The 13,333-nt window shown below is 36.6% G+C and carries 12 protein-coding genes; 3 read left to right on the top strand and 9 right to left on the bottom strand.

Annotation, left to right across the window (positions count from 1 at the left end; genetic code table 11):
- Window positions 1-14: 14 nt before the first annotated feature.
- From ABMA78_RS09750 to ABMA78_RS09730, 5 genes are all read right to left on the bottom strand, one after another.
- Entirely contained in the window at window positions 15-1,901 is a 1,887-nt protein-coding gene (locus ABMA78_RS09750) for an ATP-binding protein (protein WP_392859545.1), read from the bottom strand.
- An 86-nt stretch (window positions 1,902-1,987) separates the two neighbouring features.
- Window positions 1,988-2,557: a YceI family protein gene (locus tag ABMA78_RS09745; protein ID WP_392859542.1), complete on the bottom strand. Its 570-nt coding sequence runs from the start codon at window positions 2,555-2,557 to the stop codon at window positions 1,988-1,990.
- A gap of 7 nt (window positions 2,558-2,564) precedes the next feature.
- Window positions 2,565-3,725 (bottom strand): FAD-dependent monooxygenase, encoded by a 1,161-nt coding sequence (locus ABMA78_RS09740; RefSeq protein ID WP_392859540.1) that lies wholly within the window; start codon window positions 3,723-3,725, stop codon window positions 2,565-2,567.
- Entirely contained in the window at window positions 3,722-5,752 is a 2,031-nt protein-coding gene (locus ABMA78_RS09735; RefSeq protein WP_392859537.1) for a hypothetical protein, read from the bottom strand. Before ABMA78_RS09735 ends, ABMA78_RS09740 begins: the two co-directional genes overlap by 4 nt.
- On the bottom strand, window positions 5,740-6,798 hold the full coding sequence (locus tag ABMA78_RS09730) for a type III polyketide synthase (protein ID WP_392859536.1): 1,059 nt from the start codon (window positions 6,796-6,798) through the stop codon (window positions 5,740-5,742). Before ABMA78_RS09730 ends, ABMA78_RS09735 begins: the two co-directional genes overlap by 13 nt.
- Before the next feature lie 130 nt (window positions 6,799-6,928).
- Here ABMA78_RS09730 and ABMA78_RS09725 point away from each other — a divergent pair, with 130 nt between their 5' ends.
- A complete protein-coding gene (locus tag ABMA78_RS09725) occupies window positions 6,929-7,444 on the top strand; it encodes a LuxR C-terminal-related transcriptional regulator (protein WP_392859534.1) in 516 nt (171 codons plus the stop codon).
- A 33-nt stretch (window positions 7,445-7,477) separates the two neighbouring features.
- A complete protein-coding gene (locus tag ABMA78_RS09720) occupies window positions 7,478-8,116 on the top strand; it encodes a hypothetical protein (protein ID WP_392859532.1) in 639 nt (212 codons plus the stop codon).
- A gap of 13 nt (window positions 8,117-8,129) precedes the next feature.
- Here ABMA78_RS09720 and ABMA78_RS09715 read toward each other — a convergent pair whose 3' ends face one another.
- The 4 genes from ABMA78_RS09715 to ABMA78_RS09700 all read right to left on the bottom strand — a co-directional run bounded on the left by ABMA78_RS09715 (window position 8,130) and on the right by ABMA78_RS09700 (window position 11,917).
- A complete protein-coding gene (locus ABMA78_RS09715; RefSeq protein WP_392859529.1) occupies window positions 8,130-8,624 on the bottom strand; it encodes an Hsp20/alpha crystallin family protein in 495 nt (164 codons plus the stop codon).
- Between the two features lie 130 nt (window positions 8,625-8,754).
- The gene (locus ABMA78_RS09710; RefSeq protein ID WP_392859523.1) at window positions 8,755-10,104 is read right to left on the bottom strand and encodes an NAD(P)H-binding protein; all 1,350 of its coding nucleotides are present in this window, start codon (window positions 10,102-10,104) and stop codon (window positions 8,755-8,757) included.
- A 15-nt stretch (window positions 10,105-10,119) separates the two neighbouring features.
- Window positions 10,120-10,581, bottom strand: a complete 462-nt coding sequence (locus tag ABMA78_RS09705; protein ID WP_392859520.1) for a DUF4442 domain-containing protein — start codon at window positions 10,579-10,581, stop codon at window positions 10,120-10,122.
- Between the two features lie 40 nt (window positions 10,582-10,621).
- Window positions 10,622-11,917: a sensor histidine kinase gene (locus tag ABMA78_RS09700; protein ID WP_392859519.1), complete on the bottom strand. Its 1,296-nt coding sequence runs from the start codon at window positions 11,915-11,917 to the stop codon at window positions 10,622-10,624.
- A gap of 225 nt (window positions 11,918-12,142) precedes the next feature.
- Between ABMA78_RS09700 and ABMA78_RS09695 the strand changes: the two genes are divergently transcribed.
- The gene (locus ABMA78_RS09695; RefSeq protein ID WP_392859517.1) at window positions 12,143-13,165 is read left to right on the top strand and encodes a hypothetical protein; all 1,023 of its coding nucleotides are present in this window, start codon (window positions 12,143-12,145) and stop codon (window positions 13,163-13,165) included.
- Window positions 13,166-13,333: the final 168 nt, after the last annotated feature.

Raw genomic sequence — 13,333 nt, 5'->3', positions numbered from 1 at the left:
ATGTAATTATTTATTTACGCAGTAGGTAGTTGAATGACAAAGCGAGTATTCGGACATGACTTATCGACAAAGATGCGGCCCTTGTGGTGCTCAATAATATTCTTACAGATACTTAGACCAAGGCCAGTACCTCTTTGATCAACCTTAGTTGTAAAGAATGGCTCCATGATTTTTTCAAAGATCTCTTCAGAGATCCCCTTACCAGAATCCGTAACAGAAATCTCAACGATATCCTTGTCTTTCTTTCCTTCAAGCTTAATCCAGCGTTCTGTGTCACCTTGTACTAATTCATCAAAGGAATTATTTAGGAGATTTAAAACGACCTGAGAGATCTGAACAGGGGCACCGTGAACTTTTAAATTCTCATCAACATCAATTTTGAAGTGAATTTCATTCTCTTTAAACTTCGCCTTACAAATTGAAATAACATCTTCAATAGCGGCCTTAATATTAACAAGCTCGCTTGAAAGGCTAGCGTCTTCCTTGGCCAGCTGTTTAAGCCCCTTAATGATTTTAGAGATACGATCAACTGTAAGTTTGATCTTTTGTGCAGACTTAAGAACGACTTCATTATCGGCCATTTGAACAATTCGATAAGCACTCAAATCAATAATAGTCAGAGGGTTATTAATTTCGTGAGCAATACCACTGGCCATCTCACCTATTGAAGCAAGCTTGGCCGAGTTAATCAATTTCGACTGCTGCTCAATTAACTGTCTTGTTCTCTTTTCGACTCGGTCCTCAAGCTGTTCGTTAATTCGAAGAACGGCCTTCTTGTGCTTCTTTTGTTGTTCAAAATGATAAGCAAGAACCACCAGACTAATAAATAGGCACGCAAATGAAAAAAGAATAAACCAAAATTCAAAGGTATATTCTTCATAAAAACGAAGGAGCTTATTATTGCGATTAATAATCTGAGAACTAACGGGTAGCTTGTGGAAGTCTAGGCCATACTTAACAATTTTTGAGTAATCAAAAATTATCGGAGCATCCACATTTTCAACAATTGGAATAGAATTGATATCCTCACCCGCAATGACTTTATTTGCAATAAGGGCAGCTTCCTTTCCGTATAGCTCACCACTAGTGAAGTAGCCACCAGTCAATCCATATGGAAGATAGTATTTTAAGAAGCCGTAAATAGGAACATTCGAGTGCTTTGCTAATTCGCTAAGATTCTTCTCAAAGTCAAGGAAGTTTCCATCACGGTCGCGAGAGAAACCACCATAAAGAGCAAAGGAGCCCTTCTCTAAATTTTCGACTTTTTTATAAAGATCGCTTGCACTGATATCTTCGAGGTATTCAACCTTGTCTTCTAATTTTAATTCAGCAATCGACTTTTGGAATTCTTTCTTTAGGTACTGTCCAGTTGGAGTATGAATAGTATTGATAATATAAAACTTTTTGGCCTTAGAGTGTAAGTCTTTAGAAAGCTCAAGCATTTCTTTGATCTTGAAGCTTTCAACGAGTCCCGTAAAGTTATTCTCATTACGATATTTCTGCTTAAACTCGTTATTATAACCGTTAACTCCAGTGAAAATAATCTGACTATTCTGAAATAGCTTTTCACGATACTTCATCGCAAAGGCAAAAGCGTTATCATCAGAAGTGATAATTAATTTGATATTTCTGTCAGAGTATTTAATCGAAAATAGATTATATAATTTCTCACCATAATCTCGGCCAAAGAAACGCTTAGAATCCATATACTCTGTATAAACATCTAAGTGATTCTTATCACTATGAAGATTCTTCTTAATCGATTGATCAATAAGGTCCGTCCAAATACTATCGCGCGAGTAAGAATGAAGGATAAGAACTTCATATTTATCTAGTGCGATACTTGGAAGCGCCATGACAAAAAGAGTGAATGTGATGAATAATACTCTGGCCCATTTCACTATTTATAATTATCATTTTATCGCTAAAAAGTATTGATAAAATTTATCGATTTAGCAAAAAATCTTCATAATAGCTTGAAATTACTCTAGGGCAGCACGTTAAATCTTACCTCAACTTCATCGTGAACAGTTGCAATCCAAATTGATGGATCTGGGATCTCCAGCTTTTTAAGAGACAGAACAGACTTTCCAACTAAAGAGGCTTCTCCCTCAGCGCTCACAACTTTTTCGATAAAGAGAACAATTGAATGCTTCTTATTTCTTACCTCAATACTTCCCTTATTTAACTCGCCGAGTCTTACAGGGCCAGGTATGCGAACAATAAGCTTAGGATATTTTTCTGTCTCAAGAGATTGTTCATACATCTTATCATTACGCGCATCATTATCTGTATCCAATTGCTTGGAATTAATAACGATTGAAATATCTTTGTAATTACCTTTTGCGTCTTTGGAATAAGTTATCTGCGCATCTTTAACGGCCCCTTTAAAATCCGTTGTTATGATACCCGCCTTAGTGGAAGACATATTAAAGAAGATATGATTCTTTGCTTCAAGTGCTTTTTCATAACTATCGTATTTAAGAATCAGCTTTGATTCAGCAAAGAGACTAGTTTGAAGGAGTAGTAAAATTGTAAGTAGCTTAAAAAATTTCATCGATACCTCAAGAAAAAATAATTCTAAAGAGACCCTTCATAGGAGTATGAATATTTCCAATAATTCCAATAAAGTTATCTCTTCTTTTTTGACTGTGATTTAAAAACTTCGCAATGATCTCAACTAACCACGAGCGACGAATGAGCCACTGAAACCCAAGATTAAGAAAAGTTTTTTCACGAAAACTTTTCGATTTCTTCTCTGTGTAAATCAATAGAGACTGATTATAATCAAAACATGTGTTAGCGATATTAATACTTTCAAAGAGCATTCGTGCAGTAAATAGTGCATTAAAGATACCTTCACCTGTAATGGGATCAACGAAGCCAGCGGCATCTCCAATTAGGGCAACATTATTTCCAATAACATCTTTAACATTATGTTCAATAGGATAGCTCGTATGTATTTTTGAATCCTCTGTTAACTCAACACCAAGTTCATTTTTGATTTGGCCAAGATAGTGTTCAAATGTACTTCTCGCATTTCCGTACTTTCTAATCTCTTGGGCCCCACACACGAGGGAGAGATTTAACTCTTTGGACGAAATCGGATCGACACCGATATAGCTTCCTTTATCAAAGATAAACATCTGGCCTTTTCGAGGAGGTGTTTTCTTCGTTTCAAGCCAAGCATGTAAAGCAATGCGTTTTTTTGAATTTGGCAGCTGAAGATTTAGTTCTCGGGCAACAAGAGAGTTTCTTCCATCTGCACCAACTAAGAGTCTTGAGTAAAAGACATCTTGATCAGAAGTTTCAATTCGCCAATAAGTGCCTAAGTACTCCATACTGACCACGCTCTTGCCTAGAAGAACCTGAGCGCCACTTTCATGTGCAAGATTAATCAAACGCTTATCTAAAACCTGACGATTAACACTGACTCCAAAATTCTTCTGACCATGGCTTTTTGGAAAAGTTGTATTTACCCTATTTCTCTTTGGAGTGTGAATAATCATCCCATCCAAAGGAAGGAAGTCCTTATAGACTGACTTTAAGTCAAGTTCATCTAATAGCTTTACTCCCTGTGGGCAAAGGTACTCACCGCACACCTTGCGGCCAACTTCCTTGTTTCTTTCTAAGATTAAAACATTAGAATTATTCTTGGCCATAAGATGACCAAAGAGTGCCCCCGCGGGACCACCGCCAACAATTAGTACATCATAGATATTCATTCCCAGTCCTCCATCACCTCTTTTAAAGAGGAGCTACCTAAGTAAAGAGTTGGTAAAACAAAGAGATCAAAAATCATCCCACAGAGTAAAATGAAGGATAAATTCACACCAAACTCCCTAATTGGTAGAAAGTCATAAATTCCAAATAGTAAAAATGCGATAATGAGTGTCAGTGAGCTTGTCAGTATTGGTTTCACGATCGTTTCAACATACGACAAAAAGTCACCTCTTTTTTCATCAAAGAAATGTAATAAATGAAAGGTGCTATCAACAACAATTCCAAGCCCCACACTATAAGTCATCACTGTTGCAATATTTAGAGACATCCCTGTAAGGTTAAGAAAACCAAGAGACAACCCCAGAGGCATAGTGTTTACAATAATGAAAATCATAAATAGTTTTAGCTGCCTTAAGGAAATAACAGCAATGGCCGCCATGATAAATAAACTCAACAGAAAGCTTTTTGAAAGAGTATGAACCATCGCTTTTTGCGAAATCATTAAATTATAATAAAGGCCATCGAGTACATAAGTTTTCTCTCCAAGAATATTTCTTACTTTTTTCAAGAGAGCTTCATATTGATCAACATTTAAAGGAGTCCCTAAAAGAGTAATCTTATAGAATGAATCAATTGGATAAGCTTCTCGAATACCTTCTGCGGCCTTTGAGTAGAGAGTCGCATAGGCAAATTGATTGTCAGGAAGAGAAGAGCGCATACTATAAGCTTGATTGATCTTTCTCACCACATGGTTTCGAGACATTACACTCACCCCATCAAGAATCTCTAACTCATCTTCAATATTACTTATCTTTTTTAAGTCTTCATAGCTTAACTCTCCCATTCCAATTTCGAGCAATGGTACTCCTCCTGCGATTGGAGAAATTTCATTAAAGCTTCTTGCAATGGCCGTCTCTTTAGGAAAGTACTTCGTCGCATCTGTAATGATATTGATATTCATCGATCCCCATATCCCAATAAATAGAGAGATACTGCAAATAAGAAATAGACTTGCACCAGATAAGCTACGTTCTGGATACGTTGACAATTTCACACGAGACGCTTCTTCAAGTTTTAAGATTTTCTCTATACTTATTAACCAGAGCATTGAGGCGAATGAAGATAGAAGAATCATAAGACTACTGAGTAGTCCAAAAACTCGAATCACATAGATCTCACTCACGTATAGTGACAAGAAACCGATGAAAGTTGTCACAAGCATAAGAGAAATTGGCTTAATTTTTTTCTTAAGGGCAAGTGATAAGCTTCCCTCTTCTCTCGCTGTAAAATAGATATGCTGACCAAGAGAGAGCACGATTACAAAGGTCATGAGCGGAACAATTGATGTCACCATATTCATCGTTCCAAAATAGAACTTAATTACAGACAGAGAAAAAAGAGCACTAAAAAGACATGGAATAAAAAGCAAGAGCGTCGCTAAGAAATTTCTTATAAACGCCAACAAGAGAATAAATGAAAAGATAAAGAGAATTGGAAATAGCTTTTCTTGCACCAGCGCTGATGACTGATCAAGATGATAATTTGTGTACTCATGGCCGGCACAAAAGAAGCTTTGATTTTCTTCAACTTTTCTAATCACATCTTTAAGCTGACTTTTCTTTCCATTATTAAATATCAGAAAGCCTAGTCGATTAGACGAGATAAGATCAGCATTAGCAGCTGCCCCTTTAATAAGCTCATTATCTAGAATTGTGCGCTCTTTTACGAGATCATGAGGATAAACAAAGTAGCACTCATCATCACATAGCTGCGCCAATTCATTCCCAAACTTCTCAAGCTTTAAATATGCCTCTTCGCTAGGGGCTTCATTTATGTAAACAACAAGAGAGTCAACTTCCGGGTAGTCCTGCTGAAATGCTCTGAATTGATCCATACCCTCATCAGTTAAAAAAATCGACTCAGGATTTTTTTGTTTGATATCCTTGGTATAAAAAAGCATTCCAGCAAAGACGCCGACAAAGGAAATAATAAATAGAGATCTTAGGATCGCTTTTATTATGACCTCCACTCTAGAAGAATACTTTGGGCCATAAAGCCAGGGCCAAATGCTAGCATGTAACCACGCTGTCCATTTTCGATAACCCTTTCTCTCGTAACCTTGTCAAAGATATGAAGAATTGTCGCAGATGACATATTTCCACAATTTTCAAGAACCCATTTAGACTCTGAAATATCTTTGTTGTAATCACCAATATAGTCTTCAACCATTTGAATGATTTTCTTTCCACCTGGGTGAAACATATAATTATCGATATCTTCGATCTTTAGGCCATTACGCTCTAGGAATGGGAGAAAGATATTTTCAAAATTACCCTCAATTGCACTTGGTACATCTTTATCAAGAACAATCTTGAGGCCAGAGTTAATTAACTCAAATCCCATCAGGTACTCACCATGAGAGAAGTTATACATATCGGTATCAATTATATGGGCCCCTTTTCCCTCACCACCTTTTAAAACAGCACAAGCAAAGCCATCAGAAAAGATTGCAGTTGAAACAAGGTTGGCCGCATCCAGGTCATTTAATTGAAATGTGATACTTGGGATTTCCATTGTCAGCACAAGTGCCGTTTTATCTGGATTGGCCTTTAAGAATTCATCAGCATAAATCAGTGCAGAGGTTCCTCCTGCACATCCCATTTCTGTAACAGGCAGACGAACAACGTCCTTTCTTAAACCAAATTCATTGACTAGATATGCATCAACAGATGGAATCATAAATCCTGTACAGCTTGTTGTGATAATATAATCCACTTCACTCGGATCAATATTCGATCTTTCAAAAGTTCGTTTCAATAACCTCTTACCGTACTCAACCATTTTGGCCTTATAGATATTATTCTTCTCTTCAAAGCTGATGTTAGAGAAGACAGTCTCGAGGTCAACAACTGCACTACGTTGATCAATTTTGGAGCCCTTAAATATTTTCAGGGCCTTACGTCTTGTGGTTTCATCAACATCTTTTAGCCATAGGCGCTGTGCTGCTTCAACAATCTCTTCAGTCTTGTACGTGTAATCTGGTTTATAAGTTTCCATGTGAACAATACGTGTCATTTGTTCCTCCTTTCCTAGAGAAAGAATCGTTCAAATTTCTAATTTTTGTAACTGGACGAAAGTCCTAATTCCAAATAAAATGTGTATTATCAGATAGATACAACTCTTATAAGACTAAGGTCCTAGAACTATGCTTAATAAACGTGAACGCCTAATTTCTGGAATACTCTTCCTTCTAATATCCATTTTTCTCATTTTTGATATCTACGAAGACCTCAGCGAAGGCTCGACTTATGAGCATGTTATCGAGGAAGGTATTGTTATGCTCATAGGACTTATCGGAACTACAGTTCTATGGTTCAAGTGGCTATTTACGAAAAAAGAAAACTTAAGAATTAATTCAGATGTTACAAAGCTAAAGTTTGATCTAGAAAACTATAAACAAAAAACCCGTGAATTATCTCGAGGACTTTCAGAGAAAATAAATGATCAGCTAAATGAATGGTCGCTAACAAAGTCAGAAAAGGATATCGCCCTACTTCTTCTAAAAGGGCTGGCCATAAAAGAAATAGCTGAAATTAGGTCAACTGCTGAAAAAACAATTAAACAACATTGCTCTAATATCTACAGTAAATCAAACCTAAGTGGACGCAGTGAACTTTCGGCATTCTTTTTAGAGGATATTTTAGTCATCGATGAGGTATAATAGCTTGAATTAGAAACAAAGAGACAATTTTTAATGAAGCTAGAAAGTTTTAAACAAGAACTAACAAAAACAAATAAGATCACAATTATTGGGCCAATGGCCTTAAGCCTCCCTTATATAATTGACTCTCCTATTATCTATGTTGATGGTGGGCTCAACCATAGGCCAAGTGATGATCATCCCTACCTCTCTGTTGGCGATGATGACTCCAATCAAACAAATGATAGCCTTGATATCATTCTAGATGAAAATAAGGACTACTCCGACCTCACCTTTGCTTTAACACTGGTGCCAGATAATATCACTGAGATTAACTTATTTGGCTTCTTGGGTGGAAGACTCGATCATCAAATGATTACTCTCGGCTCAATTCATCATTTTTTAATAGAAAGAAAATTACAAACGATATGCAATTTTGAAAGAAAGGTTCTTGCAAGCTCTGGTGGTGAGTTCTCATTTACTCACAATGGTACATTTTCACTTTTAAGCCTTGAGAAACAAGAGCTTAAAATTAGCGGCTCATGTGACTTTCCTCTTAATACGCAAAAGAAAGTAAAAACTCTTAGCTGCCTGACCCTTTCAAATAAAGCTTCAGGTGAAGTACATATTAATTCTGAGCTACCTGTATTTATCTACTTACTAGATTCAGAAACACTAGGCCCTCAAGCCTAGTGTTCCAAAAATTTTAATGTGATGATTTATCCTTTTCATCTGCAAATAATTTTACAAAATTTTCTGTAGCGTCTGAGACTTCAATCTTATGAGACTTCTTCTCTGCACTCTTAGGTAATGCTAAGTAGAGAATACCATCTTGAATTTGGGCCTGAACTTCATTTCGATTGATGAAATGAGGCACTGTTAGACTACGTGAGATACGTCGAGTCTCCCCGCCTCCATCTTCAAATAGAGTTTTGCGTTCGGCCTCAATAGTGACAAGCCCATCATCGACTTGAATATTTAGGTCTTCCTTCTTAACACCAGGCATATCAATACTTAGCAGATAAGCATTATCAGTTTCCTTCATTTCACCAAAGGCATTACTGCTTCCACTTCCTCTGCCCTGCCAAATGTCTTCAAGGCCGGTAATAATATCCCTAAACTCATTATCAAAATTTGCGGAACCAAAAAAGTCTGAATTAAATGCTGAACTTTTTCGGGGAACAATTGAACGTCTAATCATGGGAAACTCCTTTAACTTACGTGTGTGTGTGTTGTAGAGAGTACATAACGACGCCAATAGATAAACATCGTCACCTATCTCTTGTTATTAAGATAACGCCATCTTACCATTGTGAATGAGTCGGATAAACTTAAGATATTTTTAAATGCTTCAAATAAGAACTAAAAGATCTCATGACAAAGAGATGTATTGGTGCCTGAGTATAGCAGTAAATATACCAAGGAAGTGATGGCCGAAAATTATTAATTGATACTAGAGTAAATTTTCCATTAGCGACACTTCTAAACTCCAGCCAACCAGTATCTTCAGATGCACTTAAAACTCCTCCAACAATATGAAACTTCGCCCTTCTTAAATTCGACTTATTTTCGATATACCTAAGAATCAGTAGTGGTGTTTTAAATCCAAAAATATTGAAAGTAATAGTTCCCTCTTCTTCATGAACATGAATAATAAATCGAATAAAGCGTGGAAGCCACTTCATATACGTACTCGCAAGCTCTTTCATTTCAAGATGGTTGGGGTTATCAAGGCGTTGAATGGAGCGAACAGTTTTCTCTTCTCTGCGCCTTGCTCTCCGAGGAGCTCTTTTAGTTTTTCTTAAATTAATCAAATTTAACATTTCATCATATGATCGAATTTTGATTAGGTCTCTAATATCATCTTCGATATCAACTTTTGGAAGATGACATTTTAAGCTATCGACTAAAGGAGAAACTAACTCTATTTGTGACTCACCAAAAATAGTCACCCACCACTTTGATAATTTTAAATAATTAATTGGAACAGGAATCATGGGACAAAACTTTCTAAAGCGACGAGAAGTCTTTCTTATCAATTGCTCGTAAGTAACATCCTCGCCGTTAACAATATTAATAATACGATGAAAGAAGTTTTCGTTACCAATCAAATGCGACAGAACTCGCAATAAGTCGTCGATATAGACCAGCTGAGTGCGACTCTTTGTCCACTTAGGTAAAATCATTGCTGGTAAGTTAATAACGAGATTCTTTAAGATCTCAAAAGAAGAGCCCCCGTCTCCTACAATCATACCAGCTCGTAAAATTGTATAAGCAATGCCTGATGACTTAAAGACTTCCTCTACTTCAAGTCGACTTTTTAGGTGTTCACTACTTTCACCTGTCGGAACAAGTCCTCCAAGGTAGATAATATGTTTTACACCATTATGCTGACATGCTTTTGCAAAGTTATCGGCCAAAAGAAGATCTGTATCGCGGAAGTTTCCTTGAAATAATCGTGATGATGGTAGCATTGAATGGACAAGATAAATTGCAATATCAATATCTTTTAAGGCCTCTTTAGTGCTGTGATAAGAAAAGAGGTCTGTTTTTGAAAACTCAATATTCTCATCTGAATAGGACTCACTACGCCCCAGGGCCCTAACTTGATGTTGGCCTTTGATCTTTTGAATGAGGTTGCGACCAATAAAACCATTGGCACCAGCAATTGCTACTTTCATAATAGATAACTTTAATTACTTCTTTCGACGAACGTAGAGAGTTTTTTTGACTCTTGCCACTTGCTTTCCGCCTTTGTCATAAATATAAGTTTCAAAAACAGGATGAACTCTTCTTTCTTCACTGGCCTGCTTTTTTATTCTCTCGACTTCTTCCAGGCTAATTTCAAATTCGGCCTTAACAACACCTTTCCCAGGACTCAAAAAGTCGATCTCTGCAGACTTGTCCCAAATGATATGATCTTTTCCAAGATGAAAACTTAGTAATAACATATAGAATGGGTCACACATTGAGTATAAGCTGCCCCCAAAGTGAACTCCAACATAATTAGTATTAAGAAATGTTTGTTTCATTTGCACACAGATCTTTGTGCGTTCATCATTGATAGATAAGACCTTAATTCCTGCACCCAGGTAAGGTGGCCAAAACTTAAGTAATTTAATGGCCTTTTCTGGTGGTATTCTTTGCCAAAAGCTCATGGCGAAACCTTTAAGATTCAAATGATTAATAAAGTATTTATTATATCATTGGAAATTTCAAAGTCACGCGAGAGCCACGATTTGGCATATTTTCGATAAATAGAGCAGCACCATGCTTTTTAAGAAAAGAGTGAACGAGCTTTAATCCAATGCCAGTTCCTTTCTCTCCCTTTGTCCCCTGCTTTACATGGAATGTCTGTCCACTTTGAATTCCATCAATAACAATATCAGGAACCCCTTCTCCTTCATCACAAATTTGAATTGCATAGCCATCTGAGACAGCGCCCTTGACAACAATTTTCTTTCCTTCAGGAGAGAATTTAATAGCATTTGAAATAATATTACGAACACAAGTTTCAATCATATTACTATCGTGATTGAAGATATAATCCTCTAAATCAACTTCAATTTCGAGATCCTTGGTTTGAGCTAACTCATAGGCAAACTCAACAGCACTCGTTATCGTATCCTTTATATTGAGCTCTTTTGGAGTATAACCAAGGCTTTCATTACTCGTTAGTGCCCAAGCAAGAAGATCCTTTAAGAGCGAATCTGTTTTCTTCGCCGATTTAATAATGCGGTCTTGGTAAAGTTTAATTCGCTCCACTGACAGCTCTTCATTCCTTTTTGAAACAAGAGACGCTGACGAGAGAATAACTTGTAATGGACTCTTTAAGTCGTGAGCAATCGTTGAAATAACATCGTCTTTTGTTTTATTAAGTTCTTCTAGACGGCGGTTAGAAATATAAAATAGTCTCCATGCTCTGTTAAACATTGATCTAAAGGCAAATAGAACAATATTTAGCGATAAGAGAATAAAGATTTTATAGAAGTGTTTCTTTAGATCAACTGACTCGTTAAGAATAGGAATAATCATAAAGAGAGCAAAAAGAAGTGCACAGTTAACGATAATGCCATTTAGTCTTCCAGGTAGCATGACATAGAATGAAGTGGTCATGATCATAATACCAGCAAGTAGTGTCGTACTAGTTCCCATAATCATAAATGTCATTAGCGCAACAATGACTACGGAAACGAGCTTAATAAAGAATAAGTGTGTTTCAATTTTGTCACTATAATCACTCTTTCTAAAAGCAACGAAGAAGCCAAGCCCATAAGCAACAAGTAGAGATCTAAAGAAAGTCAGAATATTTGGTGATCCAAAAGTATAGGCACGTTGATAGTCAGCAAGTATTCCAGCAAATAAGAGCAGGATACAGCAGACTAAATACGACAAGAGTGTATATGTTCGATCCTTTGGCCAAGACGTTTGAAGATAATTTCTCTCTTCAGTACGCGACTTAAACTCCCCAAAGGAATTGATTAGGGCTTCCAATAGTTAATCCTTTAAATTTTAAATACGTAAACAATTAGTCTTTACTATATTTATCCAAGAGATTCGAGAAAAAAAATTGTGATGTGAAAATTTACAATCTCATAAGGCTTGTAAAAACAAGCACTTAAAAACTAAAACAAGTGATTATTATGTTTTAGCTTTGGACGGCCTAGGGAAATCTTTCAATTTACCATAGTGGCCCATGTGCGCGTGATATTTATAAATATGAACAAAATCACCCCTCTACTTATTACTTTATTTGCCTTAAACACCTCAGCAAGCGACATCAAGTCCAGACTGCTAGACTTTCATCAGATTCAAGAAGAGTTAGAATGTAGTCGTGAATACAAATTCGTTGCTTCAGCATTTAAAGTAAAGAAGAGAGAATCCATTAGCTGTAGCGATGTTGATTGGGCCGAAAATGCTCTAAGCAAGGTTGCAAATCTTAAGCCTGATGCACCAATGATTAACTTAGAGTTACTTGCTAGGGATAATGGAGCGTCATTTGATATTGGAGAAACAGTACGTATCCCTCTTCATTTAACATTTACCAATCAATGGGGACAAGTCTTTAACTCATACACAATTGGAACTGATGCAATCCTCTACCATGAGTACTCTCATGCCATATTTGGAAAGAAAATTGGGACACAATTCTATCCGAAGCTTAAGGCCTTAGCAGAAAGGCTATCGCGTTTTAAAATTAGTCGCCAAAAAGCATATGCAGAAGGGAACCCAAGAAATGTGGTTGAATACTATACAAAGCAAATCGAGTCCATTGAGGCGAGAATAAAGAGTCATAATGAGCTTGAAAAATACCATCTTTCATCTTCATATAACGAACTCTTTGCTGATCTCATGGCCGTTCTTGTGACAAATAACCGCAATGCCATCTTTAATGCTCTCTACTATGACGAGATGACAGACGACGCCTATCAGCTAATTAAGCTCAGGTCATTTGAGGATCAAAATACAAAGTATGATAATCGCGGACTCTATGAAGAACATGGTGAGCTGGCCCTAGTTCGCCAATATATTGGAGAAGAAATTCTTCCTAAAATTTTCAAAAAGGAAAACGAAGAAGAACTTAAGAAAGAATTAATAAAAATCGTCCTAGAATCAATTGAATCTCAAATGGATAAGAGGATTAGAAAGGCCGCTTTTAAAACATCTCCTATGCACAGCAACACTGCTCTGATTGAGGAGATTAAGCAACGATATCTTAGCAAAACTGATTCTGTTGACTGAGTAGAAGATAAAACCTAAAATTAATCGAAAGCGACTGAGTCAACTAGAGGTGAATCATAAGCGTCGATTTATTCAAATACTTTTATCCAAATTCCGTAAATGATGAGAACGAACTTCAAGCTATTGATAAGCGCTACGAGGCTCGCTTAATCGTTTTCACCTTAATTT

The sequence above is a fragment of the Halobacteriovorax sp. RZ-2 genome (assembly GCF_043196685.1).
GTDB lineage: Bacteria > Bdellovibrionota > Bacteriovoracia > Bacteriovoracales > Bacteriovoracaceae > Halobacteriovorax_A.
This window is presented reverse-complemented; position numbering and strand designations above follow the sequence as displayed.

Excerpts from the sequence above, each read along its gene's own strand:
- ABMA78_RS09745 (WP_392859542.1), bottom strand. The coding sequence starts at position 2,557 with ATGAAATTTTTTAAGCTACTTACAATTTTACTACTCCTTCAAACTAGT.
- ABMA78_RS09740 (WP_392859540.1), bottom strand. The coding sequence starts at position 3,725 with ATGAATATCTATGATGTACTAATTGTTGGCGGTGGTCCCGCGGGGGCA.
- ABMA78_RS09730 (WP_392859536.1), bottom strand. The coding sequence starts at position 6,798 with ATGACACGTATTGTTCACATGGAAACTTATAAACCAGATTACACGTAC.
- ABMA78_RS09725 (WP_392859534.1), top strand. The coding sequence starts at position 6,929 with ATGCTTAATAAACGTGAACGCCTAATTTCTGGAATACTCTTCCTTCTA.
- ABMA78_RS09720 (WP_392859532.1), top strand. The coding sequence starts at position 7,478 with ATGAAGCTAGAAAGTTTTAAACAAGAACTAACAAAAACAAATAAGATC.
- ABMA78_RS09715 (WP_392859529.1), bottom strand. The coding sequence starts at position 8,624 with ATGATTAGACGTTCAATTGTTCCCCGAAAAAGTTCAGCATTTAATTCA.
- ABMA78_RS09710 (WP_392859523.1), bottom strand. The coding sequence starts at position 10,104 with ATGAAAGTAGCAATTGCTGGTGCCAATGGTTTTATTGGTCGCAACCTC.
- ABMA78_RS09705 (WP_392859520.1), bottom strand. The coding sequence starts at position 10,581 with ATGAGCTTTTGGCAAAGAATACCACCAGAAAAGGCCATTAAATTACTT.
- ABMA78_RS09695 (WP_392859517.1), top strand. The coding sequence starts at position 12,143 with ATGAACAAAATCACCCCTCTACTTATTACTTTATTTGCCTTAAACACC.